This window comes from Gaoshiqia hydrogeniformans, from assembly GCF_049347105.1.
Taxonomy (GTDB): Bacteria; Bacteroidota; Bacteroidia; order Bacteroidales; family Prolixibacteraceae; genus Gaoshiqia; species Gaoshiqia hydrogeniformans.
The window spans coordinates 551,966-577,128 of the sequence record NZ_CP186334.1 but is presented as its reverse complement, the minus strand read 5'-3'; the positions used below and the strand labels follow the sequence as shown (position 1 = coordinate 577,128).

25 protein-coding genes are annotated in these 25,163 nt (G+C 47.2%); 6 read left to right on the top strand and 19 right to left on the bottom strand.

The features are described from left to right. Positions 1–216: 216 nt before the first annotated feature. Positions 217–2,373, bottom strand: a complete 2,157-nt coding sequence (locus ACOIT5_RS02420; RefSeq protein WP_423128873.1) for an elongation factor G — start codon at positions 2,371–2,373, stop codon at positions 217–219. Between the two features lie 361 nt (positions 2,374–2,734). On the opposite strand from ACOIT5_RS02420, the gene ACOIT5_RS02415 reads away from it, so the two are divergent. Continuing rightward, the gene (locus tag ACOIT5_RS02415; RefSeq protein ID WP_423128872.1) at positions 2,735–3,265 is read left to right on the top strand and encodes a CHRD domain-containing protein; all 531 of its coding nucleotides are present in this window, start codon (positions 2,735–2,737) and stop codon (positions 3,263–3,265) included. Positions 3,266–3,355: 90 nt separating this feature from the next. Here the strand turns inward: ACOIT5_RS02415 and mazG are convergent, their stop codons facing one another. From mazG to ACOIT5_RS02390, 5 genes are all read right to left on the bottom strand, one after another. Next, positions 3,356–4,135, bottom strand: coding sequence for a nucleoside triphosphate pyrophosphohydrolase (gene mazG / locus ACOIT5_RS02410; RefSeq protein ID WP_423128871.1), 780 nt, complete (start codon positions 4,133–4,135; stop codon positions 3,356–3,358). A 100-nt stretch (positions 4,136–4,235) separates the two neighbouring features. Further along, positions 4,236–4,610: a sigma-70 family RNA polymerase sigma factor gene (locus tag ACOIT5_RS02405; RefSeq protein WP_423128870.1), complete on the bottom strand. Its 375-nt coding sequence runs from the start codon at positions 4,608–4,610 to the stop codon at positions 4,236–4,238. Between the two features lie 2 nt (positions 4,611–4,612). Beyond that, entirely contained in the window at positions 4,613–5,374 is a 762-nt protein-coding gene (locus tag ACOIT5_RS02400) for an IS5 family transposase (RefSeq protein WP_423128629.1), read from the bottom strand. A 52-nt stretch (positions 5,375–5,426) separates the two neighbouring features. Further along, entirely contained in the window at positions 5,427–5,747 is a 321-nt protein-coding gene (locus tag ACOIT5_RS02395) for an RNA polymerase sigma factor (RefSeq protein WP_423128869.1), read from the bottom strand. Positions 5,748–5,894: 147 nt separating this feature from the next. After that, complete coding sequence (locus ACOIT5_RS02390; RefSeq protein WP_423128868.1) at positions 5,895–6,944, bottom strand: hypothetical protein; 1,050 nt, start codon at positions 6,942–6,944, stop codon at positions 5,895–5,897. Between the two features lie 165 nt (positions 6,945–7,109). On the opposite strand from ACOIT5_RS02390, the gene ACOIT5_RS02385 reads away from it, so the two are divergent. Then, the gene (locus ACOIT5_RS02385) at positions 7,110–7,841 is read left to right on the top strand and encodes an MBL fold metallo-hydrolase (protein WP_423128867.1); all 732 of its coding nucleotides are present in this window, start codon (positions 7,110–7,112) and stop codon (positions 7,839–7,841) included. A gap of 39 nt (positions 7,842–7,880) precedes the next feature. Here ACOIT5_RS02385 and ACOIT5_RS02380 read toward each other — a convergent pair whose 3' ends face one another. Both ACOIT5_RS02380 and ACOIT5_RS02375 read right to left on the bottom strand, forming a co-directional pair. Further along, positions 7,881–8,528 (bottom strand): CPBP family glutamic-type intramembrane protease, encoded by a 648-nt coding sequence (locus tag ACOIT5_RS02380; protein WP_423128866.1) that lies wholly within the window; start codon positions 8,526–8,528, stop codon positions 7,881–7,883. Further along, positions 8,525–9,889, bottom strand: a complete 1,365-nt coding sequence (locus ACOIT5_RS02375; RefSeq protein ID WP_423128865.1) for a hypothetical protein — start codon at positions 9,887–9,889, stop codon at positions 8,525–8,527. Before ACOIT5_RS02375 ends, ACOIT5_RS02380 begins: the two co-directional genes overlap by 4 nt. 281 nt (positions 9,890–10,170) lie before the next feature. Here ACOIT5_RS02375 and ACOIT5_RS02370 point away from each other — a divergent pair, with 281 nt between their 5' ends. Then, positions 10,171–10,545, top strand: coding sequence for a YccF domain-containing protein (locus tag ACOIT5_RS02370; protein WP_423128864.1), 375 nt, complete (start codon positions 10,171–10,173; stop codon positions 10,543–10,545). A 119-nt stretch (positions 10,546–10,664) separates the two neighbouring features. Here the strand turns inward: ACOIT5_RS02370 and ACOIT5_RS02365 are convergent, their stop codons facing one another. Then, positions 10,665–11,372: a phosphoadenylyl-sulfate reductase gene (locus tag ACOIT5_RS02365; RefSeq protein WP_423128863.1), complete on the bottom strand. Its 708-nt coding sequence runs from the start codon at positions 11,370–11,372 to the stop codon at positions 10,665–10,667. A gap of 57 nt (positions 11,373–11,429) precedes the next feature. Between ACOIT5_RS02365 and ACOIT5_RS02360 the strand changes: the two genes are divergently transcribed. Together ACOIT5_RS02360 and ACOIT5_RS02355 are read left to right on the top strand one after the other, a co-directional pair. Then, a complete protein-coding gene (locus tag ACOIT5_RS02360) occupies positions 11,430–12,824 on the top strand; it encodes a methyltransferase RsmF C-terminal domain-like protein (RefSeq protein ID WP_423128862.1) in 1,395 nt (464 codons plus the stop codon). An 85-nt stretch (positions 12,825–12,909) separates the two neighbouring features. Beyond that, positions 12,910–14,109 carry a saccharopine dehydrogenase family protein gene (locus ACOIT5_RS02355; protein ID WP_423128861.1) on the top strand — a complete coding sequence of 400 codons (1,200 nt, stop codon included), beginning with the start codon at positions 12,910–12,912 and terminating at the stop codon, positions 14,107–14,109. Between the two features lie 67 nt (positions 14,110–14,176). Here the strand turns inward: ACOIT5_RS02355 and nuoE are convergent, their stop codons facing one another. The 10 genes from nuoE to ACOIT5_RS02305 all read right to left on the bottom strand — a co-directional run bounded on the left by nuoE (position 14,177) and on the right by ACOIT5_RS02305 (position 22,545). Then, positions 14,177–14,680, bottom strand: a complete 504-nt coding sequence (nuoE, locus tag ACOIT5_RS02350) for an NADH-quinone oxidoreductase subunit NuoE (RefSeq protein WP_423128860.1) — start codon at positions 14,678–14,680, stop codon at positions 14,177–14,179. 52 nt (positions 14,681–14,732) lie between these two features. Then, on the bottom strand, positions 14,733–16,484 hold the full coding sequence (locus ACOIT5_RS02345; protein WP_423128859.1) for an NADH-dependent [FeFe] hydrogenase, group A6: 1,752 nt from the start codon (positions 16,482–16,484) through the stop codon (positions 14,733–14,735). Positions 16,485–16,499: 15 nt separating this feature from the next. Further along, the gene (locus ACOIT5_RS02340) at positions 16,500–18,293 is read right to left on the bottom strand and encodes an NADH-ubiquinone oxidoreductase-F iron-sulfur binding region domain-containing protein (protein WP_423128858.1); all 1,794 of its coding nucleotides are present in this window, start codon (positions 18,291–18,293) and stop codon (positions 16,500–16,502) included. A 19-nt stretch (positions 18,294–18,312) separates the two neighbouring features. Then, positions 18,313–18,705 (bottom strand): (2Fe-2S) ferredoxin domain-containing protein, encoded by a 393-nt coding sequence (locus tag ACOIT5_RS02335; RefSeq protein ID WP_423128857.1) that lies wholly within the window; start codon positions 18,703–18,705, stop codon positions 18,313–18,315. 95 nt (positions 18,706–18,800) lie between these two features. Beyond that, the gene (locus ACOIT5_RS02330; protein ID WP_423128856.1) at positions 18,801–19,349 is read right to left on the bottom strand and encodes an ATP-binding protein; all 549 of its coding nucleotides are present in this window, start codon (positions 19,347–19,349) and stop codon (positions 18,801–18,803) included. Beyond that, entirely contained in the window at positions 19,346–20,089 is a 744-nt protein-coding gene (locus tag ACOIT5_RS02325) for a PHP domain-containing protein (RefSeq protein WP_423128855.1), read from the bottom strand. Before ACOIT5_RS02325 ends, ACOIT5_RS02330 begins: the two co-directional genes overlap by 4 nt. Continuing rightward, positions 20,086–20,427 (bottom strand): DRTGG domain-containing protein, encoded by a 342-nt coding sequence (locus ACOIT5_RS02320; RefSeq protein ID WP_423128854.1) that lies wholly within the window; start codon positions 20,425–20,427, stop codon positions 20,086–20,088. Before ACOIT5_RS02320 ends, ACOIT5_RS02325 begins: the two co-directional genes overlap by 4 nt. Then, positions 20,414–21,790, bottom strand: coding sequence for a [Fe-Fe] hydrogenase large subunit C-terminal domain-containing protein (locus tag ACOIT5_RS02315; protein WP_423128853.1), 1,377 nt, complete (start codon positions 21,788–21,790; stop codon positions 20,414–20,416). Before ACOIT5_RS02315 ends, ACOIT5_RS02320 begins: the two co-directional genes overlap by 14 nt. Further along, entirely contained in the window at positions 21,790–22,200 is a 411-nt protein-coding gene (locus ACOIT5_RS02310) for an ATP-binding protein (RefSeq protein WP_423128852.1), read from the bottom strand. The genes ACOIT5_RS02315 and ACOIT5_RS02310 overlap by 1 nt, the downstream gene beginning before the upstream one ends. Beyond that, positions 22,201–22,545 carry a hypothetical protein gene (locus ACOIT5_RS02305; RefSeq protein WP_423128851.1) on the bottom strand — a complete coding sequence of 115 codons (345 nt, stop codon included), beginning with the start codon at positions 22,543–22,545 and terminating at the stop codon, positions 22,201–22,203. Positions 22,546–22,739: 194 nt separating this feature from the next. On the opposite strand from ACOIT5_RS02305, the gene ACOIT5_RS02300 reads away from it, so the two are divergent. Further along, the gene (locus tag ACOIT5_RS02300; RefSeq protein WP_423128850.1) at positions 22,740–25,157 is read left to right on the top strand and encodes an FtsK/SpoIIIE family DNA translocase; all 2,418 of its coding nucleotides are present in this window, start codon (positions 22,740–22,742) and stop codon (positions 25,155–25,157) included. Positions 25,158–25,163: the final 6 nt, after the last annotated feature.

Here is a 25,163-nt window from a genome sequence, read left to right as displayed (position 1 = left end):
TCGATATATGGTGGAATGGGCCATATATAATGGTAAGGAGTAGTAATTCAAAAGTCCCGACCAAAGAGGCTGAACCGGCGTGTTCAGCCTCTTTCTGTTTATAGGGTAGGTCAGTTTACATGGACGTGTAAATCGCTTACAAAAAGAAACCCCGGATGGCTGGTCCGGGGTTCTCATGTCAATCTTAATTGAATATTGAAGGATTAGAATTGGTCTTTATTCTTCATCCTGCTCGGCGGCGTAAGTGGCGAGCAGCTCATCCTGAACTTCCTGCGGCACTTTTTCGTACCCGTCGAACCTGATGCTGAAACGGCCTTTCCCCTGGGTGATTGAACTCAGCGAGGTCGAGTATTTAAACATTTCTTTCAGCGGGACTTTGGCCTCGATTTTTTCATACCCTTTCTCGCTGCCCATACCCATAATCAGTGCGCGGCGCCCCTGCAGGTCGCTCATGACGTCGCCCATGCGTTCGCTCTGCACCATGACTTCCAGATTATAAATCGGTTCAAGGATTTTCGGACCGGCATCTTTAAAGGCTTTCGAAAAAGCATTCCGACCGGCCAGCTTAAACGATATTTCATTGGAGTCAACCGGGTGCATTTTCCCGTCGTAAACATAAACCCGGATATCGCGTGCATAGGATCCTGTTAAAGGGCCTTCTTCCATTTTTTCCATAATCCCTTTCAGAATGGCAGGAAGAAAGCGGGCATCAATCGATCCGCCCACGATACAGTTGTGGAAGATCAGTTTTCCGCCCCATGAAAGCGGGTATTCCTGCGTGTCGCGGACAGAAAGCTTCATGTCTTTCCCGTTGATGCTGAACGATGTTTTCGGGTCGACACCTTCGATAAAAGGCTCAATCATCAGGTGTACTTCGCCAAACTGACCAGCGCCACCCGATTGTTTTTTGTGCCGGTAATCGGCCTGCGCCGATTTGGTGATGGTTTCGCGGTACGGAATTTTAGGTGTTTTGAATTCGATGTCGAGTTTGAAAATGTTTTTATAAAACCAGTTCAGCGCGTTGAGGTGGTACTCGCCCTGGCAGTGGATGAGCATCTGTTTCAATTCTTTTGAATATTCTACCTGATAGGTAGGATCCTCATCGTGAAGTTTCTGGAACATTTCACCTACTTTTTCATCATCGGCTTCGTTCACCGCTTTTAAGGCGACAGTGTGGCGCGAAGTCGGAAATTCAACCGGTTTAAATTTGTAGGCGGCTTCTTTTTCGCTGAGGGTATGGTTTACTTTTGTTTCGCGAAGTTTCACGGTTGCGCCAATGTCTCCGGCAATCATCTCCGGAACTTTGATGCGGTTTTTACCGGCTGCTACAAAAAGCTGCGAAATCCGCTCTTTATTTTCGCTCTTCGAGTTGGTTAAGTCCTGGCCTTCTTTTACGGTGCCGCTCATCACTTTAAAGTAGGTGATTTCGCCCACGTGTTGTTCAATCGAGGTTTTGAAAACAAACAGCGAAGTTGGGGCAGCCGGATCCATTTTAACGGTTTTTCCGTTTAGCTCCGGTACTTCTACGGCTTCGGCAGGCGAGGGGGTGATGTTGGTAATAAATTCGAGCAGGCGGCCAACACCCATGTTGTGTTTAGCCCCGGTGCAAAATACCGGGAAAAGGCTCCGGGAGATCATGCCCAGTTTAATTCCCTGCCGCATTTCGTCTTCGGTTAAGCTGCCTTTCTCAAAATACAGTTCCATCAGGTTTTCGTCGTTTTCGGCAGCCATTTCAATCAATTCGTTGTGCAGTTCGTCGGCGCGGTCTTTTTCGTCAGCAGGAATATCCAACACTTCGGGTTTACCGCCGTCGGCCGGGTACTTGTACAGTTTCATTTTCAGTACGTCGATAATCGAGTTGAAGCCCGGACCGGCATTGACCGGGTATTGCACCAAAGTAACTTTATTCCCGAACGTATGTTTTGCCTGATCAAGGGTTTGTTCGAAATTGGCATTTTCGTGATCCAGGTGGTTAAAGACGAAGATCAACGGCTTTTTTGCTTTTTCAGCATAACGGCAAACGGCTTCGGTCCCTGATTCGATGCCATGCGGCGTATTGATGATCAGGATGGCGCTGCCGACAACATGCAGCGAAGAGATCACAGAGCCGCGAAAATCATCCATTCCCGGCGTGTCGATGATATTCACCTTTTTGCCGTTGTACTCTGCGTGCAGAACGGTCGAAAAGACGGAGTTGCCATAGTCCTGTTCAATCGGGTGGTGGTCCGATACCGTGTTTTTTGCAGTTACTTCACCTCTGCGGTTAATCACTCCACCCTCGAACAGCATGGCTTCCGCGAGGGTGGTTTTCCCACTGCCGGCATTGCCAATTAATGCAATATTCCGGATTTCATTGGTCGTATATACTTTCATGGTGTTAGTTTTTTTTGAAAGAAAATTTCAGGTTTGTTATACTGTTTTTTGCAATGAAAACATCAAAATTAGTAATAATTTCTTAACAAACAACGAGGCGTAAATCGGGCGAATATGTTATTAAAATGATTTTGAAATTGCGCATTATTGTTGGATAAAATATTTTGTTTATGTATGTCTTCCATCCCGGTTTTATCACTATGCAGCAAAACAACGAACATAAATATGGCTTTATATTCTGTTTTTTTTTTCGTGATATGTTTTAAAATAGATAAAGAAAAAGACAAAAATATCCGAAATACTGAAACATTTTAAGTGACTAGTAAGTAATGAGTTACATGGACAAATAAAAAATGGATTTATGAAAAGGAACTTTTTACTTATTTTTTCTCTTTGTGTGCTGATGATGGCATCATGCGAGAAGACGGCGATGGATGACGCCTTTGCCGGGGGCGAGTTAAAAAGCGCAAAAAAGGCAATGATTTTTAAAGCGCATTTGTCGGGGAACCAGGAAGTGCCGGCTGTGGAAACGACGGCAACAGGAGAAGCTGTTTTTCTATTAAACAAAGATGGGGACGCGCTTACCTTTAAACTCATTGTGGCCAATATCGACAATGTGAGGATGGCGCATATCCACCTGGCGCCGGCCGGAGTGAACGGTGGGGTAGTGGTTTGGTTATATCCGTCGGCGCCGCCTTTTCAGCTGATTCCGGGTACGACAAACGGGATCCTGGCTGAAGGGACCATCACCGAGGCGAATTTTTCCGGAGCCTTGTTGGGACAACCATTTTCTGAACTGGTTAGCGCCATGTCGGCGGGAAATGCCTACGTGAATGTGCATACTGATGCCTATCCCGGCGGTGAAATCAGGGGGCAGATCAGTGGAAACTAGAAATGATCATGTGGGGGTGGTTAAAACCGGCCCCGGCGATATTTTCAGGAAATCAGAGGGTATCGCCGGGGCATTTTTATTTTTGATGTTTTACTGTTCCAGCTTTTTGGCCTCGTCCCAGTATTTGTCCATTTCGGCCAGGCTCATGTTTTTCAGGTCGAGGCCCTTTTTCAGAGTTTGACTTTCCAGGTAATTAAAGCGGTTGATGAATTTCATGTTCGTGCGTTCCAGCGCCGCCTCCGGGTCAACGCCGTATAGGCGGGCCGCGTTGACCATAGCAAAAAACAGGTCGCCAAATTCGGCTTCCACCCGGTCGGAGTTGTTGGCACTTATCTCGTGCTGTAACTCGCTCACTTCCTCCTTTACCTTCTCCCAAACCTGCTCCGGATGTTCCCAGTCGAAGCCTACGCCGCTGGCTTTTTCCTGAATGCGGTTGGCTTTTACCAAAGCCGGAAGCGAAGCCGGAACGCCTTCAAGCACGGTCTTCTTTTTGCGGCCTTTTTCTTTTAGCTTAAGCGACTCCCAGTTTTGTTCCACTTCGCGGGCATTGTGCACATCCAGTTCGCCGTAAATATGCGGATGCCGGTAAATCAGTTTTTCATTTAAAGAATGAATGATATCGGTGATGTTGAAAGCCTGTTGTTCTTCGCCTATTTTGGCGTAAAAAACAATGTGCAGCAGCAAATCGCCCAACTCTTTTTTGATCTCGTTCAGGTCGTTCTGAAGAATGGCGTCTCCCAGTTCGTAAGTTTCTTCGATGGTTAGTTTCCGGAGCGATTCAAAAGTCTGTTCGCGGTCCCACGGGCATTTCTCGCGCAGCTCATCCATGATTTCAAGCAATTCGCCAAAAGCCTTCAGTTTGTCGTTCATCTGCATCTCCTTAAAGTAATCAATTCACCAAAATTACAATCTTTATTGAAAGCAGCTGCGACCGGGGCGGAAAAAGGCGGCTGATTCCGGCCGAAATTTTTCAGCTTAGGAAAAGATGAAGGAGGAGTGACAGGAAGAGGGTGTCCGGTTTTATTTTGCTTTTCAGGAAAGCAGTTGCCCGGTAAAGCTGATTTTCAACCGTTCGTTTGGATAAGCCTAAATTTTTGGCAATTTCATCATTGTTCAGACCGGATTCTTTGCTCAGTTGAAAGATTTTGCGCCTTTGTTCGGGCATTTGCTGCATCAGTTCGTGAATTTGGGCGAGCATGTCGTTGAAAACAACTTCCTGCCAGGTTGAATCCGATTGATTGGCCATGCTGCTTGCAAACTCGGTAAAAGCCTGTTCAATGTTCTTCCGGCGGATCAGGTCGTAGATGCTGTTAACCGCAATTTTAAGAGACTGTTTTGAAATCATTGTCAAAATTTGTTAAGCATCAATCTTATCATTGATAATTGGACAAAGGCTGCACTTGTTTCGGTCAACCTTTCATAGTCTTTCGAGGTCCGTCGTTGAAATGAAATCCAGGCAAATGTTCTTTCAACAATCCATCTTTTAGGCAGGATTTTGAATTTGTGGGCTTCATTTCTTTTGACAATTTCGAGGGCCCAACCAAATTTTATCCTGGCTGTCTCTATTAATTCCCCCCGATAACCGCCATCGGCAAATATTTTTACGATCCCTTTTATGTATTTATTTTTAAGGATTTTAAATACAAGTTCTGCGGCCTTGCTGTCATGTGGCGTTGCTGAATGGACTACAATGGCCAGTAGTAAGCCAAGGGTATCAACAACAATGTGCCTTTTTCTGCCCTTAATCTTTTTGCCGCCATCATACCCAATCTCGTCTTGACAAACATTGACTGTTTTAACGGATTGACTGTCAATTATGCCAACAGATGGAACAGGGTTTCTGCCTTTTTGCACCCTGACCTTTTCGACAAGATAATCATGCAATTCCTCCAAAAGCCCGTTTAACTTCCACTTTCTGAAGTAATAATAAACTGTCTGCCATGGCGCAAAGTCGTTGGGGAGCATCCGCCATTGGCAACCGGATTTGGTTATGTACAAAATTGCATTCACAATTGATCGTAAACTATGTTTTCTTTTTCGCTCTTGTTCAAACAAATCTTTTATAACTTGCCACTGGTTATCGGTTAAATCACTTGGGTAAATTTTCATCGTACACTAATTTGTCGTTATTTTAGTGCAAAGAAAATCTAACCTGATATAGTTAGCTGATAACCAATTTTTTAATTATAAACACCTTGGTGTTAATTGCGCTATAATATTTTTTAAATTTAAAATCAAAACAGTCTCTAAAGATAAATGCACGGATATTGCCGGCGTAATCGAGGGTGTGGCGTTTCTCCCAGACTTTCAAAAAAACATCCTGAACCAGTTCTTCCGCATCCTGATCTGATTTGAGGTAGCTGCATGCAAAGCGGTGGATATTCCGGGCATACCGTTCGTACAGCAGGCGGAAGGCCTCTTTTGACCCCGCACGTACCATTCCGGTCAGTTCCTGGTTGTTTATATCGGGAGTAATCTTCAACAATCGCTTGTTTTAGTTGGTTACGGGCAAATATAACAAACTTTAATTAGCCGATTGAAAGCCGCCGGAATATTTTGCATAAGGTAAATTTAAGGATGGCCGAATATTGTTGGTTTCGTGTCGTCCCCGAGTCCGGCGATACGCTGATCAATCGGCGGTTTTGATCCATGCTGTTCTTACTTCTGCCGAGTCTCTTTCGGCAAAATAGGGCTGTAACGCCAGCGCTTCACGGGGTATTCCGCTAAAGGTAAAAGTTGGGATGGTGCCGGGAGGCGACACAAACTGCAGGTGCCGGATTGGATCGCTTTCCGGGAAAACCGGCAGTTCATGAAACGGCTTTACATAGGTTAAAAAAAGAGGGCCATAGGTAAAAGCCAGCTTGTTCCCCATGCTTCGTATCACATTCGGACGCATGCCGAGGATAATTTCTACTTCATCGCCGTTTTTCCATTTTTTGGCCACTTCGGTAAATTGTCCGGCAATCACATTGTATTTCACTCCCTTCACGGTAACCGACGCCCGGTCGGCCCACTCGGGGATGCGAATAAACAGGTCGAGGTAGCGTGTATCCTGCATTTCAAATCTTAAGCGGATACTTCCGTCGTAAGGATATTTCGTGTCCTGGATCATCCGGATTTTTCCACCTGTTGTGTGTTCGTATTCGATGGCTGAACTCCCGTAAATATTCACATAGATGCGATCGTAGAGGCGGGTATAGCAGACTGATTTTACCTGTTCTTCGGTAATAACGTCGGGTATGGGAGCATTGTAGAACATCCTTTCCAGTTCGTCGGCAAACCATACTTGTCCGGTATATTTTAAAAGACTGTCGTTCCATGCGACCCACAACCGGATATCCTCGGCAGTCAGTTGCTCAAACCGATCGGTAATCGTTTCTTGTAATGTTTCCCAATCCCGTATGAGGTTTTCTGTTTTGATAGTTCTGTTTCTGTTTTTTAGTTCTTCAGTTTTGATTATCAGTTTGTTAGTTGCCTGTGCGAGGTTGTGTTCCCGTGTTTCATTGTTGTGATTTTCCGGATGTTCTTCGACCAGTTGTTCGGCTATAATCCCGCCCAGTGAGATCTGCCCGGAAGCGACCGCTTTGGATACGCCAACCTGGTCGGGAGCCGTGCGGTAACGGCAGGATGAAAAAAGGCTGATCAAAACAAAGACCAGCAAAAAGAGATCACGTTTCATAAAACCGATTTTTTGATAAAAGCAACAGCAAAACGCTATTCAGGTTCATTTTTGATGATGATTTCTGTTTGTGGCAAGGGGAACGGCATTCAAATAAAGACGGGGACGATTTTTGGTATACATGGGAATTTGATATATTAGCCGACCGTAAGCAGGAAGCTTGTTATGAAAAAATACCTGGTTGTCATTACCTGTTTGTTTTTGTTGAGTGCTGCCGAAAGCTTTTCGGGACAACAATACCGGCAAAAAGATGTGTTAGTTACGTCAAAAGGAGATTTGGAAATTGAGGTGATCGGGCATTGTTTTTATCATTTTACCTTTAACCGGCTGAATATTTATGTCGATCCGATTCCGAATGTGGGAGATATCAGTCGGTTGCCCAAAGCCGATTTGATCCTGATTACTCACGACCATCGTGATCATCTAAGTACCTCGACCATCGAATTTTTGTCGAAACATGATACGAGGGTGATTGCCTCCAAATCCTGTATCAAGAAGATGGATTTTGGCGAATTTCTCGAGAACGGTATGCAAACGACCTTCCATGATATTTACATCAAAGCGGTTGCCGCTTACAATGTGGTCAACCTGCGCCCGGATAACGTTCCGTACCATCCGAAAGGAGAGGGTAACGGCTATTTCATGGTGTTTGGCGACAAAACAGTTTATATCGCCGGCGATACGGAGTACATTGACGAAATGCGTTTTTTTATGAAACCCGATGTCGCTTTTATTCCTATGATGCTGCCCTTCGTCATGGACGAAGATATGTTTGTGCAAACAGTCAAAAAAATCAAACCCAAAATTGTTTATCCGGTGCATTACAATACCAACCTGAATACGCTGATCGAAAAATTATCAGTGGCTATGCCCGATCTGGAAGTCCGGATTCGCTAAGCCGGAATTGTCTGCTCTGTTTTTCGGATCGGGACAGAATTACCAGACCCACCAGGGTGCGGAAGCCGATTGCCCGTAAACCAGGATATCAAAAACCACATGCCCCAGGATCGGGGGAACAATGCTTCCGGAGAATTCTTTTAATACACCGGCTAACAAACCGACTCCGAAGGTGATAGCGAACAAGTAGAACAACCCGCTTCCCGAAGCCTCGGGCAGTGTTGTAAAAAGGAAGGTCTTATAACCTGAGTGCGCAAAAGCGGCGAAAACAACGGCAAAGCTTAAACTGATTTTGCTGAAATATCCCTGGATGATTCCCCTGAAAATAAACTCTTCGCTGCCGCCGATGAGGGCCGCAAGCAAGGCAAACCAAGTCAGTGATTCGGGGAAAAGGGTAATTCCCAGGAAATGGCGGTAGTAGCCAGCCAATGTGACTCCGGCGACCATGCCGGCACCCAGCGATATGAACGGCTTGTGGGGTCGCCTAAGGCGAATGATTCCGGAGAGCTCGCTTCCCGATTTGATTCCGCCTGCCAGGATCCGGGCAGGCAGGGCCAGTCCTGCCACCGAAATCATTGTATATGGAAACGGGCGGTGAATAAAAAGCGGGAAAAGAATAAATCCCGCGATACAAAAAAAAGCCTGTATGTATAGTTTTTGTCTTTTTCGAATACGATTCATCTTCATAAATCAGCAATGCGTTTTCTTTTCGTCAGGAACCAAAACAGGGCGGCAAGCGGGAAAAACAGCAACAACCAGCCGCTGCCCATGCAATAGCCGTAGTTGGATCCGATCAGGCAATCCGGCAGTTGGGATTCCAGGCGGGCCAGGTAAACCGAGTCCTGATAAACCTTTTCGGGAAGCGCCAGGTACTTCAGGTTCTTTAATCCGGCGATTGTTGGCCGATCATACAAGCTGTCGGCAATGGTCAGTACCGTCAATTCTTTTAATGACGCAAGAGCGCTGAGATCCCGGATATTTTCGGAGTTGTAAAAGTCGAGCGCTTCTAATTGGGGCTTAGTGGAAATCAGCGTATTGAACTCCTCCTGTGTCAGGTTGATATTCAGCGAAAGCCATTTTAAATGATGCAAATTGGTTAGCGCGCTGATGTTCATGGCCGAGTCGGCTTTTAAACTCAGGGATTCCAGTTTATTGTGGTTTCGTATAAAATCAAGATCGATCAGGGTATCCTGTGCGATTACCGTTAACTTCTTTAGCCGGGCTAACTGTTGAATGAAAGAATAGTCAGTTAACGAAATACTAAGGATATCAATCCGTTCAATCTGAGGGTTATTTATCAGCAGGTCGGCAGTTATTTTCGGCAAGTAGTGATCGACTGCCAGGTTTAGCTGTTTTAACCGCGGCATCGCGGGCAGGGGTGTGATGATCAGGCTGTCGTAGGTTTCGATGTATAAACGTTCGAGCAGGTTTAAGCCGGATAAGATGTCGGTTCTATTTTGCTTAAAGTCGGATAAAATCAGCCATTTGGGATTAAACTTCTTCAGCAACTGCGGAATGAATTCATAATCTTCGTTAAAACAAAGTCCGATGTTTGGGTGCGAACGCGAAAGGTTATCAATGAACTGAAGTTGTTGCTTGGTAAGACTGTCGGTGTTGATTGTCAGTGATTTAATAGAATGGCGGTCGTTTTCAATCAACCAGGCTGCCTGTTCGATGGGTTCGGCTTTACTCAGATCGATCACCGAAGATTTGCTTTCGGCAGCAAGGTACAAATCATCTGAAATTCCAATATGAATTCCGGGGGCCTGCGGGTCGAAGAAAAAAATAACATCATCCGATCCAAACAGGTCGCCGGCGGCCGATATTAAAAAAGCAGAATCCGAAGCTTCGACATAAAGGTGTCCGGTTTCGCGCGAAAAGTTGAATACTTCCGTTTGTTTGCTGACGTAATAGGGCGGTTCTTTTTTCTCGTGGCAGGATGAGGCCGGGATCAGAAGGATGAATGCCGTTAGGGGGACCAGCACGAACGAGATATGGCTGGTCAGCAGGCGCATTTTTCTTTTAATGATTCGGATGGTTGTTTTCATGATGATCAGGTTTATCGTGATAAAAGGTCTAAAGGCTTCAGTATACGTTTGATCGATCAAAGTTACGGTTTATATTTCCATAAAAATCTCATTTTCAGCAAATATTTGCTTTGTAGCTCAGTTGATTCGGCGGTGCGGGCAGAAGCCGGAACTTCCTGCGAATGAGGATAACGGCGTTTTTACCACGGGCTTGTGAATTTTGTGTTTATTATTCCGGTTAAGCAGATGGTGGTAAAGAAAAGAGAATTGCGTACATTCGGACGAAACAAAACAATGAAGAAATGAAGGTTCTTGGAAATATGATTTGGGTCGTTTTTGGCGGCTTTTTTATTTTTCTCGAATACCTGCTTGCCGGGTGTTTGCTGTGTTTGACCATTGTTGGGATACCCTTTGGTTTGCAGTCGTTGAAATTGGCACAGATTGCCCTGTGGCCGTTTGGAAAACGGATCGAATACATGGATTACGCGCCGGGATGCCTGTCAACGATTATGAATATTCTGTGGCTGTTGGTCGGCGGGATCTGGATTGCCCTTTCACATTTGGTGCTGGGCCTGGTGTTTGCCATCACCATTATTGGTATTCCTTTTGCCAAACAGCATTTTAAACTGGTCAGCCTGGCATTAACTCCGTTTGGACGAAGAGTTGTATCGGCCTGAGCTAAAAGAGGCTGTATCAAAAGTCTTTTATCTTTGAGAACCTGGTCACCTCGTCCGGAAACTGCCGGACAGGATGACTTTGTTAAAGACTTTTGATACAGCCTCTTTAAAGTTATTTTTTAATGCGAGTGGAGCCCGCATTCCTTTTTTGAATTGTTTTCCCACCACCAGCGTCCGGCGCGGAAATCTTCGCCCGGCTGAATGGCGCGCGTACAGGGAGCGCATCCGATACTGACAAAACCGCGGTCGTGTAAAACATTATACGGAACATGGTTTGTATTTACATAGGCGCGGCAATCTTCAAGGCTCCAATGCAGCAGCGGGTTGTACTTCACCAGCGAAAAACCGGCATCCCAGTTGAAAAATTCCAGACCTTCGCGGTTTGCCGATTGGGAGGCCCGTAAGCCGGTAATCCAGCATTCCATACCGGCCAGTGCGCGTCCGAGCGGCTCAACTTTACGGATGTGGCAGCACATTTTCCGGTTTTCAACCGAAGCATAAAAGCTGTTGGGGCCTTTTTCGGCCACAAATTTTTCCAACTGCCCGTGATTGGGATAATAGGGCTGAATCGGTTTGTTGTATCTTTCCAGGGTGCGGCTGTAAACCTTGTAGGTTTCTTCAAACAGACGACCGGTATCCAGCGTGATTACCTGAACAGGAATGTCGTGTTTGAAAATCAGGTCCGTGATCACCTGGTCTTCGATGCCAAAGCTGGTTGTAAACACAATTTTGCCGGCAAAGCGTTCGGCCAGCGCCCTTAAGGTGTCAACGGTTTCAGTTTCGTTGAATTCGGTATTGAGTTGTTTTACCAATTGTTCGCTCATCATTCAAATCTCCTTTCTGCTGAAAATATCAGTTCCAAAATTAACTATTATTTTTGAGCTATGATATCAGAAAAAACCAATTGGCCAACAGCATTTACCGAGCGCATCAGAAAGCAGTTTCCCGAAACGGCCGAAGAGTTTTTGGAATCGCTTGATTTTCAGTCAAAGGTGAGTGTCCGGTTAAACCCGGGTAAATTTGATCGGAAATTCGGATTGGAGCAGGTTCCCTGGAGCAGCAACGCTTATTTTTTGGACGAACGGCCGTTGTTTACGCTCGATCCGCTTTGGCACGCCGGCGCTTATTATGCACAGGAAGCCAGTTCCATGTTTCTGGAGCAGGTGTTTCAGCAAATTCAAACCGGTCATCCGAGATTGATCCTCGATTTGTGCGCTGCGCCGGGCGGCAAATCAACTCACCTGAACAGTTTGATGCAAGCTGATGATTTACTGGTTGCCAACGAAGTGATTCGTGCCAGGGTACCGGTATTAATCGAAAACTTGAGTAAATGGGGGCACTCGAATTTTCTGGTAAGCAGCAGCGATCCCGCTCAGTTTGGCAAAACGGGCGCATTGTTTGATGTGCTGGTCGTCGATGCCCCCTGCTCGGGCGAAGGTTTGTTTCGTCGCGACCCGGCGGCAGCCAACGAGTGGTCGCTTGAAAATGCGGGGCATTGTGCGGTGCGCCAACGTCGTATTTTGGCTGAAAGCCGGTATTGCCTGAAGAGCGGCGGTTACCTGATTTACAGTACCTGTACCTTTAACCCGGCAGAAAACGAAGAAAACCTGAGCTGGCTGAAAAATCAGGGCGGATTTAAAAGTATTCGTGTACCGGTTTTGCCCGGCTGGCAGGTCGATGAACTGGAATACGATGGCATTTGGGCTTACCGCTTTCTTCCTCACAAAACGAAAGGCGAAGGTTTTTTTATCGCCTTGCTGCAAAAAACGGAAGAAAGCCGGCCGGTGCGCTTCCCCGGGAGGTTTAAAACTAAATTGCAGAAACCGGCGGTTGTCTCTCAAAATTGGGTACTTCAACCTGAAACAAAAAAATTCTTTCAGCACCAGGATCAACTGAAATTTATCCCGGCTGCTTGGGAGAAAGAAATATTGCTTCTTTTTGAACAGGTTAACCTGGTGAAAGCCGGAACTACGATGGGTTTGGTGAAAAAACATGACGTTTTGCCCGAACATGAACTGTCCATGTGTCTCGATTTAAACCGGTCGGCTTTTCCGCGGGCAGAACTTTTGCCGGAAGATGCCATCCGTTACCTGGCGAGAGATCAATTCAGGCTGAACGATCAAAATGAAAACTGGCTGCTGGCAACTTTCAGGGAAATTCCGCTGGGTTTCATTAAAAACCTGGGTAGCCGATTCAACAACTATTATCCGAAAGAGTGGCGGTTGCGGATGCAGGCCCGGCCCGAAAATAAGCTTTGGTACGACCGGGACTTTTTTTAAATCTGTTTTAAAGTATTTTGTAGCTTTGAAAAATTTATTTCCTTTGGCTCACGTTATATAAATCAATAAATTGATAAAAAAGTAAATGGGAAAAGTATTAATCATCGGTGCAGGAGGTGTAGGAACAGTAGTTGCTCATAAAATGGCTGCACTTCCGGAAGTGTTTTCGGAAATTATGCTGGCAAGTCGCACGAAAGCAAAATGCGATGAAATTGCCAACAAAATTGGTGGTAACCGGATTAAAACAGCTCAGGTTGACGCCGAGAATGTGCCTCAGCTGGTTGAGTTGATCCGTAACTTCAAACCGGACCTGGTGGTGAATGTGGCTCTTCCATACCAGGATCTGCCAATCATGGATGCCTGTCTGGAAACCGGAACCAGTTACCTGGATACGGCGAATTACGAACCCAAGGATGAAGCCAAATTTGAATATAAATGGCAATGGGCTTATCAGGACCGGTTCAGAGATGCCGGTATTACGGCCATTCTGGGTTGCGGTTTCGATCCGGGTGTCACCAACGTGTATACGGCTTATGCAGCTAAACATCATTTTGATGAAATCCGGTACCTGGATATTGTTGACTGCAACGCGGGCGACCACGGCAAAGCATTTGCAACCAACTTCAACCCGGAAATCAATATTCGCGAAGTCACCCAAAAAGGAAAATACTGGAAAGATGGGAAATGGGTTGAAACGGAACCGCACGAGATTCATAAACCATTGAATTACCCGCATATCGGGCCCAAAGAATCATACCTGATCTTTCATGAAGAACTGGAATCACTGGTAAAAAACTTCCCGACCATCAAACAAGCCCGTTTTTGGATGACTTTCGGACAGGAATACCTGACCCACCTGCGCGTAATCCAGAATATCGGCATGGCCGGTATCGAGCCGATTATGTACGAAGGGAAAGAAATTGTGCCGATTCAGTTCCTGAAAGCGGTGTTGCCTAATCCGGGCGATTTGGGCGAAAATTATAAAGGACAAACCTCCATCGGTTGTCGCATAAAAGGATTAAAAGACGGCAAAGAGCAGACCTATTACGTGTATAATAACTGCGACCACGAAGTGGCCTATGCCGAAACCGGGACACAGGCTGTGAGTTATACCACCGGCGTTCCGGCTATGATTGGCGCCATGATGTACCTGAAAGGACTGTGGAAACAACCTGGCGTGTTTAATGTCGAAGAATTTGATCCGGACCCGTTTATGGAGGCTTTAAATCAGCATGGTTTGCCCTGGCACGAGATCCACGGCGGCGATCTGGAAATGGAATACTAAAGATAAATTGAAACCAATAGAAAAGGCTGTCCCCGGAAAGACAGCCTTTTTTGTTTCTATGCGTTGATCAGGCCGATTTGGCCGTGGCACAACCTTCCTGGTATTCGGCAATGATTTTTGACACCTGTTGCGGCGAAACCCGTCCGTAGACTTTTTCGCCGACCAACACTACAGGGGCCAACCCGCAGGCGCCAACGCAACGCAGGCAGCTCAGCGAAAATTTGCCATCGGCCGAGGTCTGCCCAACGTCAATGCCCAGTTGCCGTTTAAATTCAGTCAGCACTTTTTCGGCGCCGCGTACGTAACAAGCTGTTCCCATACAGACCGAAATGGGATGTTGTCCCTGTGGCAGCATCGTGAAAAACGAATAAAAGGTAACCACCCCGTAAACTTTAGCCACCGACGCATTCAACTCTTTGGCAATCACTTCCTGCACTTCGGCCGGTAAATAGCCCAGTTTGTGCTGCACCTGGTGAAGCACGTTGATGAGTTCGGTTTCCTGATTATTGAATTGGGCGCAGATTTCCCGGATCAGCTCAACCGTTTTGTCTGCAAGTTTTATTTGTGGCATTTCGATTCAGTTTTGTGTTAAAATAAATAGTTGTACCGAAAAATTTCCGGGCCTAACTCCGGTCAAAATATTTGGTATGAAGCAGCTGGTGCGCTTTTTTACTCAGCGGTTCGCCTAAAAATTCTTCATACAATTTAATGATGTACGGGTTTTCGTGCGATTTACGGAGCGTTTTGTTTTTGTCCTCGGCATAAATGGCTTTTTGGCGTTTCCGAAGCACCTCTACATCGCCATGATGATAAGGTTGTCCGCCGCCGCCAATACACCCGCCCGGGCACGACATGATTTCGATGGCGTGAAACCCGCTTTCTCCGGCTTTGATTTCTTCCAGAAGTTTACGGGCATTTCCCAAACCGTGGGCAATACCAATGTGAATGGGAGTACCGTCGAAGTCGATGGTGGCTTTCCGTAAACCTTCCATCCCGCGCAATTCTTCAAAGTCGAGACGATGGAGCGTTTTCCCGGTCTGTATCTCGTAAGCGGTACGGACGGCAGCTTCAATCACGCCTCCGGTCGTTCCGAAAATCACCCCGGCGCCGGTCGATTCGCCCAACGGGTTATCAAATTCCTCATTGGGCAACGATTTAAAATCGATGTTCGCCAGGTTGATTAACTGGGCAAGTTCGCGGGTTGTCAGGGCGTAATCCACATCCGGATTGCCGTTTACTGCAAATTCGTCGCGACTGCTTTCGTATTTTTTAGCCACGCAGGGCATGATGGAAACCACCACCAGGTCTTCGCGTTTAATTTGCATTTTATCGGCGAAATAAGTTTTGGCAATGGCTCCGAACATTTGCTGTGGCGATCGGGCAGTCGATGGAATGTCTTTCAACTCGGGGAACTGGTGTTCGAAAAATTTCACCCAGGCCGGACAGCACGAAGTCAGGATGGGCAACTTCACATCTTTGTCACCGGCCAGGTACTTGTTGAGGCGGCCCAACAGCTCCGTGCCTTCTTCCATAATAGTCAGGTCGGCGGCGAAGTCGGTATCAAAAACATAATCGAAACCCAACCGACGCAGGGCTGCAGCCATTTTGCCGGTGACCAGCGTGCCGGGTTCCATCCCGAATTCTTCGCCCAGTGCAGCGCGAACAGCCGGGGCTGTTTGTACCACAACGGTTTTTGACGGATTGGAGAGCGCGCGGATCACAGCCCCGGTCTGGTTAACCTCGGTCAGTGCCCCGGTTGGACAAACGGCGACACATTGTCCGCAATAGGTACAAACCGAGTGGTCGAGGTTCATCTCGAAAGCGGGCGACACAACGGCATGAAACCCACGGTTAATGGTTGAAAGGACCCCCACGGTCTGAACGTCGTTGCACATCATCTCGCAACGGCGGCACAAAATACATTTATCCATTTCGCGGATGATGGCGGGAGAAGTATCTTCGCGGAAATGCGATTGCGATCCCTTGTAATGAATTTCGCGGATGCCCAGGCGGTGGGCCATATCCTGCAATTCGCAGTTTCCTGATTTGGCGCAAACCAGGCAGTCGGCCGGGTGGTCCGACAGGATCAGCTCCACGACGGTGCGGCGGGCATTGATGGCCCGGATGGAGTGGGAGCTGATTTCCATGCCTTCGCTTACTTCGGTGCAACAGGCAGGCGCCAGGTTTCGTCGTCCTTTCACTTCAACCACACAGACGCGGCAGGCGCCGGGTTTATTTTCAATGTTCATGTCGTGAAGCTTCATATGGCAAAGCGTGGGAATTTCAATACCAATGCTTGACGCGGCTTCCAGGATGGTCGTTCCTTTTTTGACGACGATGGGTTTATGATCGATGCTTAGATTAATCGTTTCCATAATTCTTTCGTTTTTTTAAGCGATTTTAATCGCATCAAACTTGCACTTTTCGTAACACACGCCGCATTTGATGCACAAAGTCTGGTCGATGTAGTGAGGACTGCGTTTCTCGCCTGAAATGGCCCCAACCGGGCAAGTCCTGAAGCAAAGGGTGCAGCCGGTGCATTTGTCATCGTCAACCAGGTATTGCATTAAGGCCTTACATTGTCCGGCCGGACATTTTTTAGCATCAACATGGGCATCGTATTCATCTAAAAAGTGATCCAGGGTTGACAGGACCGGGTTGGGCGAGGTTTGGCCCAGGCCGCACAACGAAGAATCTTTAATGACCTGACTGAGCATGCGCAGTTTGGTGATATCTTCCGGCGTTCCTTTTCCGTCGGTGATTTTGACCAGGATCTCGTGCAGCCGTTTGTTTCCGATACGGCAGGGCGTACATTTTCCGCAGGATTCATCCAGGGTAAACTCCAGGTAGAATTTGGCAATCGAAACCATACAGTCGTCTTCGTCCATCACGATCATTCCGCCCGATCCCATCATGGAACCGGCAGCCAGCAGATTTTCGTAGTCGATGGGCGTATCAAGAAAATCGGTGGTCAGGCAGCCTCCTGACGGACCGCCGGTTTGAACGGCTTTAAATTTTTTACCGTCCTTGATACCTCCGCCAATATCGTAGATCACCTCGCGCAGGGTGGTGCCCATGGGGACCTCAATCAATCCCACGTTATTAATTTTACCGGCCAGGGCAAATACTTTCGTTCCCTTTGATTTTTCGGTGCCAATGCTGCTGAACCAGGCAGCTCCTTTATTGATGATCGGCGGGATGTTGGCAAAGGTTTCCACGTTATTCACGTTGGTTGGCTTGCCCAGGTAACCCGACTCAGCCGGGAAAGGCGGTTTAACCGTTGGTTCGCCGCGCTTACCTTCCATCGACTGGATGAGGGCTGTTTCTTCGCCGCAAACAAAGGCGCCGGCGCCGTAACGGATTTCGATATCAAAATTAAAATCAGAGCCTAAAATGGTTTCGCCCAGCAGTCCATATTCACGGGCTTGTGCGAGAGCCGTTTTTAACCGCTGAATCGCCAGCGGGTACTCGGCCCGGATATATACCAGGCCTTTGTCGGCCCCGATGCAGTAACCGCAAATGGCCATCGCTTCGATGACCGAATGCGGGTCGCCTTCCAGAATGGAGCGGTCCATAAATGCGCCGGGATCGCCTTCATCGGCATTGCACACTACGTACTTCCGGTCGTCTTGCGATTTCCGGGTGATGGACCACTTCAGCCCGGTTGGAAAACCGCCGCCGCCTCTTCCTCGTAGTCCCGAATCGGTTATCATCTGAATGACTTCATCGGGGCTATGTTCTTCCAGGCAGCGGGCGAGCGCCGAATAACCGTCGTTCCCGATATATTCTTCAATGTTTTCGGGGTCGATAAAACCACAGTTGCGAAGAGCCACGCGGACTTGCTTTTTATAAAAGTCCATGTTTTTACTTTCGCTCACCCGTTTTTTTGTTTCCGGATCACGGTAAAGCAGACGTTCAACTTTCCGGCCTTTGATGATGTGTTCCTCGATGATCTCTTTGGTGTCTTCGGGTTGCACCGAAACGTAGAACGTATTGTCCGGTTGGATCTTCACGATCGGCCCTTTCTCGCAAAAGCCAAAGCAGCCCGTGTGGATAACCTGCACATCATCGTCCAGCCCAAGTTCGCTTAGCTGGTTTTTAAAGTTTGATTTGATCAGTTCGCTTTGAGAGGCTTTACAGCCGGTTCCGCCGCAAACCAGTATATGCATATTGAATTCAGCCATTTTACAGGAAGCTTAATGATTAGTCAATGGTTTTATACGATACCGGAATGATGCCATCAACCAATTCATTCAGTTTGATGTGCCTGTCGATGATTTCCTTCGCTTTTATTTTGTCAACATAGCCGTAAACGACAGGTTCACGGCCCGGTATCAGCAATTCGATGGTCGGTTCGGCATAACAATACCCCATGCAGCCGGTTTGAGTAACTAAGGCATCAATGCCCTGATGGTCAAGTTCTTCTATTAGGAAAGTCATCGTGTCTTTTGCTCCCGAGGCAATGCCGCAGGTGGCCATCGATACTTTTATCTGGATGAGTTTCTCGGGATGGTCGCCTTTTTCCCGTAATTTGATTTTTGACTGAACGTCATCTTTCAGTTTTTTCAGATCAGCCAGTGATTTAATTTTTGTCATAAATTTTAAGGGGTCATTATTTAATGAGTTGATTTTTTGTTTGTTGAATGCACAAATATCAGAAGTTTACACCAATAAAAATCTAATAATTATCATTATTCGCTTATTTGGATTTGTTCCAGATTCTCACGGATCATCGTGTGCAGAAAACTGCGGATCTCCGGATTGGCCGGATTTGTACCCTCCAGGATCAGTTTTACTTCGCGCGTGTCGAAGGTATATGTTCCTCCCGGGCTCCGGTGGGTGTATACCAGTTCGGTTTGGTTTTCGTTGGTCATTAAAATCAGCAAAGCTCCGGCAATATCGCCTAAAACCGGGCGATCGACATGGTGAAAGCCGAACCAGGCATTCAGGCAGACGCCATGTCCTTCTTCGGAGCTTATCTCCAGCGAACCGCCGCACTGTTCGGCGTTGTGTTTTAACAGGGGAATCCCCAGGCCAACTTTCCGGGTTTTCCGCGACGTAAAGAAGGGGCTTTCTGCCCGGTTCAGGGTTTGCTCATCCATGCCCGGGCCGTTGTCTGAAATCGAAATCTCGTACCGGTCGTCAGCCGGATTTTCCGTGATGGAGATTTCGATCAGACTGGCTTTGGCACGAATCGAGTTCTGTGCAATATCCAGTATATGTAAGGATAATTCCGTCATGATTCAATCGTTAGCGATCTTCCGTTTTTTTTGTGCAATGCCCAACTGATTTCTTTGAATGTTGGTTCATTCAATTTGAAAACAGTACAGGCTGAACCGATATCTTCGGGATAATGTGCATCCGATGCTTTGATGATGCTGATCTCGGCTGGTATATCATATAACTTCCTGACCTGGGTTTCGTTTGCGTATTTACTGATTTGAAGGGCATCGACATGCAGTTCTTTGGGTAAAAATCCCAACTGGCTGAAGATACTGTTAATGGGCCGGTCGACATGGGCCGGAATGAACAGCCCGTTTAGCTCATGCGTAAAGCCGGCAATCAGTTCCAGTTCAGCATTCAGCCCGTTTCCCAGGTAAAAGGGAATTTCTTCGGTCACGTTATTTTGTTCGTCAACCAATACCTGGTAACCAAAATAATCGGGGCGGTTTGGAATTTCAGGAAGGGAGTGATCCAGGAACTTCTGGAACTCGTTCCGGCTGTAATCGTCCTCGAACAGGCAAATTGCGTGTACATCTTCGCGGCTGTTTACTTCGCACCCGTTTAGAACCAACAGACCGGAGTCCTGAGCCATTTCCCTGACAATCCGACACTGGCGGGTGCTGTTGTGATCGGTAACAGCAATTATGTCCATCCCTTTTCGTATGGCCAGGTCGATGAGTTGATCAGGGCTCATTCCCGGGTCGGCGCATGGCGACAATACCGTATGTAAATGGAGATCAGCCCTGAATTTTCTCATTTTCCGGAGTTCAGCATTTCGTAAAGTTTACCTGCCGTATCAAATGTTGAGAGCGTGGTCGACAGAATCGGGATCTGTTCTTCATTGCTGTGTTCGATGGTATTTTCGTTGGCAGTTAAGCCTTTTACCAGGATAATGGCTGCCAGGTCTTTCAGCGAAGCAATAGCCATAACATTCTGGTGCACCTGTAAGGTGATCCATACTTGATTTTCGCGGGCATTCCCCATCACGTCGCTTAGCAAATCGGAGACATATGCCCCGTCTACTTCACGGTTCAGTCCTTTCTCTCCGGAAATGACTGTGAGATTTAATTTTTCTACCAGATCAGAAACCTTCATTGCGTTTTCCTCTTTTGTTACAATCTGCTTTAAAACGATCTTTTCCCCATTTTCGCTCTACATTTTGGAGAGCTTTTGAGGCACTGATTTTATGTTCGTCCTGCCAATGCTGTTGCAGGAAAATACAGTCTGACATTTTTGCCTGCCCGCAGGCCATATCTTCGGCCAGAGCCTGGCAGTTTGGTGCGCCGCATGCCCCGCAGTCAATGCCCGGAAGGAAACAGATGATGCGATGCGCTTTATTCACTTTTTCCAAAGCCCGTTCGCGGTCTTCATCCAGTTGAAAGGCCGGCCGGTACTGAATTTTGTCGGCTTCCAGTAATGGTTTTAGTTGTCCGGCCGCCTCCTGTACCGGGTGGTCATTAAATTTAAACGAAGGCAGGTACCGTTTCGCCCGCCGTTCCAGCCGTTCAACGGTCAGGAAACGGTTTCCCGACATCAGGTTACCTCCTGCGCAGCTTTGGTCGCAGGCCCGTAGTTCAAGAAAGTCGAGGTCGGGCACTTCTTCATTTTCGAGTCGTTCCAGGAACTTAATGACGTTATGAACGCCGTCGATGGCCATGCTCCGCTCTCCGAAATGACGAGCTTCGCCGCGGGTAAGGCTCCACAGGATGCCGTCGCGGGTGAGGGTTTGTCGTTGGTCGCTGGTATCCGGCACGTCCTGCAAGTGGATATTTTTCATCACCTGGTTATACAACTCGTTCATGTTGATGATGCCGTCGACAATCGATTCTTTTTCGCCAAGCGGACTTTTTACCGAAGTCATTTTGGCAATACAGGGAGTGACATAAAACAGGCCGATCTCATCTTCGGAGGCGCCTAGTTTTTTTAACTGGTGAATGGCAAAATGGGCTGCCAGGTCGTGCGGCGCTTTACGCAGAATCAGGTTGTCGATCAGCGAGGGGTAGCGCGACTGGATCAGCCTGACAACTGCCGGGCAAAAGGTGGAAATATGCGGCTTAATCTTTTTTTTCTTCCGGCGGTACTCCCGGATGGATTCCTTTAAAAAACCAATGGGCTGTTCCACTTCAAAAACATGGGTGAAACCAATTTTCAGCAAGGCGGCATAGATCTGGTCTTCGGTGTATTTCTCGGGGAATTGTCCGATCATGACCGCCGGGAAAAGTACCACCCGGTATTTAAATGCTTTGATTTTATCCAGGTCGTCCTGTTCCACGAAAATGGCGTGGGCGGGACAGGCCCTCATGCAGTTGCCACAGTCGACGCATCGTTTTTGCTGAATGACAGCCAGGCCGTTCCGGATGCGGATGGCCTCGGTAGGGCAAACCTGCATGCAATGCGTACAGCCAATACATTTTGACGCATCAACCTTTAAAGCATGGTATATGATCGTATTTGGCATTAAAAATGATTAACCATCGTTACTGTTGTTCCTTCTCCCACAACCGATTCGATTGTAAGGATATCGGTATTTTTCTTCATGTTCGACAAACCCATTCCGGCTCCGAATCCCATCTCCCGAACCTGTTTGCTGGCAGTAGAATAACCCTCCTGCATGGCCAGTTCAATATCGGGAATCCCCGGTCCCTGATCAATGACTTTTACCCGGATCTTGTCTTTGTCAATTTCCACAAAAATCTGTCCTTCGCGGGCATGGGCCACCACATTGACTTCGGCCTCATACAAGGCAATCACAATGCTTTTAATACATTTGGCGTCGACGCCCAACTGTTTCAATACCTTTTTCACTTCGCTGGAAGCGCGTCCGGCCCGGGTGAAATCTCCTCCTGCAATTGAAAAGTTCAGTTTCATTCAATACACGGGTTTAAGTCCGGCTTGGTACAACAATCCGCTGGCCTTGAATAAGGTAAACGGCGATTCCAAAATGCAGATGCCGTGTTCGCGCGCCAAAATCAGCATTTCTTCTGTTGCCCGTTTATTGCGTACAAAAACAATGTAGCGGATGTCGGCCACCTCGGCGGTACGAATGGTTTGCAGGTTACACATGCCGGTAAGCAACAGCAGGTTATCGGTATCCAGCGTTAATACATCGCTCATTAAATCGGAACTGTATCCTTTTTCAATGGGCTTACAATCATCCATGTTCCCGCAGATCAGGTTAGCCGACAATAATGTGCAGATATCAGAGATCTTCATTTTTCCTGGTTGTTTTTTACAAAGATGTTTGAAATGCTTTAATTGACAGCGTTTTTTTGAAAAGATTATTTGTTTCCACCTGAAATTTAGATTCATTCTCAAAAATTGAGTCTTCGGCGACTTTTACTTGCGCTTGCAGGCAAGATATCCTGTCCAAAATTCGTTAACTTTGCAATCGAATTTTACAAAATCGCATGGCAAAAAAGATAAAAAATAAAAAATCACCTTCCTCAAATGGCTTCTTTAAAGGACTTCGTTCCTTTTTTACAGGTGATAAATTCAAATATACGGTTGGGCTCTTCCTGTTTGTGCTGGGACTTTATTTGTCGGTGGCTTTTGTTTCGTTTTTGATATACGGGCATGCCGATCACAGTAAGCTGGATTTGTCGTGGAGGGAGTTGATCCGGAATGCTGACATTAAAGTACAGAATAAGGCCGGGAAAACCGGCGCTTTTTTAAGCGAATCAATCATTAACCGGGGTTTTGGCCTGTCTTCTTTTTTATTGATTTATTTGCTGATCATCACGGCATTCCAGTTTTGGGGCAGGCCGTTGGTCCGGTTTGGGCGGGCTATCCTGTTTTCGGTGGCGCTCATTTTCTGGATTTCTGTTTTCTCGGGCCTGCTGTTGTCCGGTTTTAAGATGAACGGCTTTTTACAAACGGGAGGTAGCAACGGGCTGGTGATGGCCAACTGGCTCAGTTCGATGTTTGGAAGTATCGGCGCTTTTTTCCTCCTGGTTTGCAGTTTGTTCTTAATCATTCTTTTCGGAGTTGAAAATTTTATTCCCTGGCTGAAAAAGTGGTTTGGCAGATGGTTTAAACCTGCTGCCCCCGTTCCTGTAAAACAAGAAATACCGGCTAATAGCGCCGACAGGCCGGCCGCCGATGATGCAATCTCGAAAATCATACACGGAGACAACCTGATTGAAACGATTTTTAACCCCGACAGCGATGACCCTGAAATTGATGAGAAGGTGGATGTTTCGGGTGTCGGGTTTCATGTGTCGGAGCGGATGGAAAAACCGGACGATGATCAGGAAGATTTGGAAATGATGGTTGAAAAGAATGAAGAGGAAACCGACGATGATTACCTCCCCGGCGATCATGTAACAGAATACGATCCGACACTGGATCTGTCGATGTACAAGTTTCCGGCCATCGACCTGCTCGACGACCATCCCGCGGGGAATGCCGAGGTGAGCAACGAAGAGCTGATCTCGAATAAAAATAAAATTGTAGAAACACTCCGGCACTATAAGATCGAAATTACCAAGATCAGGGCGACCATCGGGCCCACGATTACGCTGTATGAAATTGTTCCGGCGCCGGGAATCCGCATCGCTAAAATCAAAAACCTCGAAGACGATATTGCCCTCAGCCTGGCTGCTCTGGGGATCCGTATTATTGCCCCGATCCCCGGACGGGGAACCATCGGGATTGAAGTGCCAAATCAGAACCCGGAAGTGGTTTCCATGCGGTCCATCATTTCATCCAAGAAATTCCAGGAGAGTACCGCCGACCTGCCGGTTGTACTGGGTAAAACCATTTCGAATGAAACCTTCCTGATCGACCTGACCAAAATGCCGCATATCCTGGTGGCCGGAGCTACCGGGCAAGGGAAATCAGTCGGCTTGAATGCCATTATTTCTTCGCTGCTGTATAAAAAGCACCCGTCTCAACTGAAACTGGTGATGATTGACCCCAAAAAAGTTGAGTTGAGCCTGTATTCGACCATCGAGAAACATTTTCTGGCCAAGCTGCCCGACGATGAGGAACCGATTATTACCGATATCCAAAAGGTAAAATACACCCTGAATTCCTTAAACCTGGAGATGGATAACCGGTACGACCTGCTCAAAAAAGCACATGTAAGGAATATCAAGGAATACAATGCCAAATTTGTGGCCCGCCGGTTGAACCCGGAAAAAGGACATCGTTACCTGCCGTATATCGTGGTGATTATCGACGAATTTGCCGACCTGATCATGACTGCCGGTAAGGAAATTGAATTGCCCATTGCCCGTATTGCGCAGTTGGCCCGCGCGGTGGGTATTCACATGATTATTGCCACCCAGCGTCCTTCCATTAATATCATCACCGGGGTGATCAAAGCCAACTTCCCCACGCGGATTGCCTTCAAGGTGGCTTCGATGATCGACTCGCGGACCATTCTGGATACTCCGGGAGCCAACCAGTTAATCGGGAAAGGCGATATGCTGATCGCGATGGGCAGCAGTATGACCCGTTTGCAGTGCGCCTTTGTCGATACTCCCGAGGTGGAACGTATCTGCGAACACATTGCGGCCCAGCAAGGTTATCCCACGGCGTTTATGCTGCCCGAGTATGTGGCCGAAGGCGAGGGTGGGGCGCTTGAAACCGACCTGAACAACCGCGACGAGTTGTTTGACGAAGCCGCACGGGTGGTGGTGATGAATCAAATGGGCTCGACATCGATGATTCAGCGTAAGTTTTCGATTGGTTACAACCGGGCAGGCCGGATTATGGACCAACTGGAAGCTGCCGGAATTGTAGGTCCGAGCGAAGGAAGCAAAGCCCGGCAGGTATTACTTCAGGATGAATATAGTTTGGAACAATTATTGAATAGCTTGTAAACAAAA

Coding starts and splice junctions, on each gene's coding strand:
- ACOIT5_RS02380 (WP_423128866.1), bottom strand. CDS start 8,528: ATGAAGATGAATCGTATTCGAAAAAGACAAAAACTATACATACAGGCT.
- ACOIT5_RS02355 (WP_423128861.1), top strand. CDS start 12,910: ATGGGAAAAGTATTAATCATCGGTGCAGGAGGTGTAGGAACAGTAGTT.
- ACOIT5_RS02300 (WP_423128850.1), top strand. CDS start 22,740: ATGGCAAAAAAGATAAAAAATAAAAAATCACCTTCCTCAAATGGCTTC.
- ACOIT5_RS02365 (WP_423128863.1), bottom strand. CDS start 11,372: ATGATGAGCGAACAATTGGTAAAACAACTCAATACCGAATTCAACGAA.
- ACOIT5_RS02335 (WP_423128857.1), bottom strand. CDS start 18,705: ATGACAAAAATTAAATCACTGGCTGATCTGAAAAAACTGAAAGATGAC.
- ACOIT5_RS02370 (WP_423128864.1), top strand. CDS start 10,171: ATGAAGGTTCTTGGAAATATGATTTGGGTCGTTTTTGGCGGCTTTTTT.
- ACOIT5_RS02320 (WP_423128854.1), bottom strand. CDS start 20,427: ATGAAGGTTTCTGATCTGGTAGAAAAATTAAATCTCACAGTCATTTCC.
- ACOIT5_RS02415 (WP_423128872.1), top strand. CDS start 2,735: ATGAAAAGGAACTTTTTACTTATTTTTTCTCTTTGTGTGCTGATGATG.
- ACOIT5_RS02400 (WP_423128629.1), bottom strand. CDS start 5,374: ATGAAAATTTACCCAAGTGATTTAACCGATAACCAGTGGCAAGTTATA.
- ACOIT5_RS02330 (WP_423128856.1), bottom strand. CDS start 19,349: ATGACGGAATTATCCTTACATATACTGGATATTGCACAGAACTCGATT.
- ACOIT5_RS02305 (WP_423128851.1), bottom strand. CDS start 22,545: ATGAAGATCTCTGATATCTGCACATTATTGTCGGCTAACCTGATCTGC.
- ACOIT5_RS02340 (WP_423128858.1), bottom strand. CDS start 18,293: ATGGCTGAATTCAATATGCATATACTGGTTTGCGGCGGAACCGGCTGT.
- ACOIT5_RS02360 (WP_423128862.1), top strand. CDS start 11,430: ATGATATCAGAAAAAACCAATTGGCCAACAGCATTTACCGAGCGCATC.
- ACOIT5_RS02315 (WP_423128853.1), bottom strand. CDS start 21,790: ATGCCAAATACGATCATATACCATGCTTTAAAGGTTGATGCGTCAAAA.
- ACOIT5_RS02345 (WP_423128859.1), bottom strand. CDS start 16,484: ATGGAAACGATTAATCTAAGCATCGATCATAAACCCATCGTCGTCAAA.
- mazG (WP_423128871.1), bottom strand. CDS start 4,135: ATGAACGACAAACTGAAGGCTTTTGGCGAATTGCTTGAAATCATGGAT.
- nuoE (WP_423128860.1), bottom strand. CDS start 14,680: ATGCCACAAATAAAACTTGCAGACAAAACGGTTGAGCTGATCCGGGAA.
- ACOIT5_RS02375 (WP_423128865.1), bottom strand. CDS start 9,889: ATGAAAACAACCATCCGAATCATTAAAAGAAAAATGCGCCTGCTGACC.
- ACOIT5_RS02390 (WP_423128868.1), bottom strand. CDS start 6,944: ATGAAACGTGATCTCTTTTTGCTGGTCTTTGTTTTGATCAGCCTTTTT.
- ACOIT5_RS02420 (WP_423128873.1), bottom strand. CDS start 2,373: ATGAAAGTATATACGACCAATGAAATCCGGAATATTGCATTAATTGGC.
- ACOIT5_RS02325 (WP_423128855.1), bottom strand. CDS start 20,089: ATGAGAAAATTCAGGGCTGATCTCCATTTACATACGGTATTGTCGCCA.
- ACOIT5_RS02405 (WP_423128870.1), bottom strand. CDS start 4,610: ATGATTTCAAAACAGTCTCTTAAAATTGCGGTTAACAGCATCTACGAC.
- ACOIT5_RS02310 (WP_423128852.1), bottom strand. CDS start 22,200: ATGAAACTGAACTTTTCAATTGCAGGAGGAGATTTCACCCGGGCCGGA.
- ACOIT5_RS02385 (WP_423128867.1), top strand. CDS start 7,110: ATGAAAAAATACCTGGTTGTCATTACCTGTTTGTTTTTGTTGAGTGCT.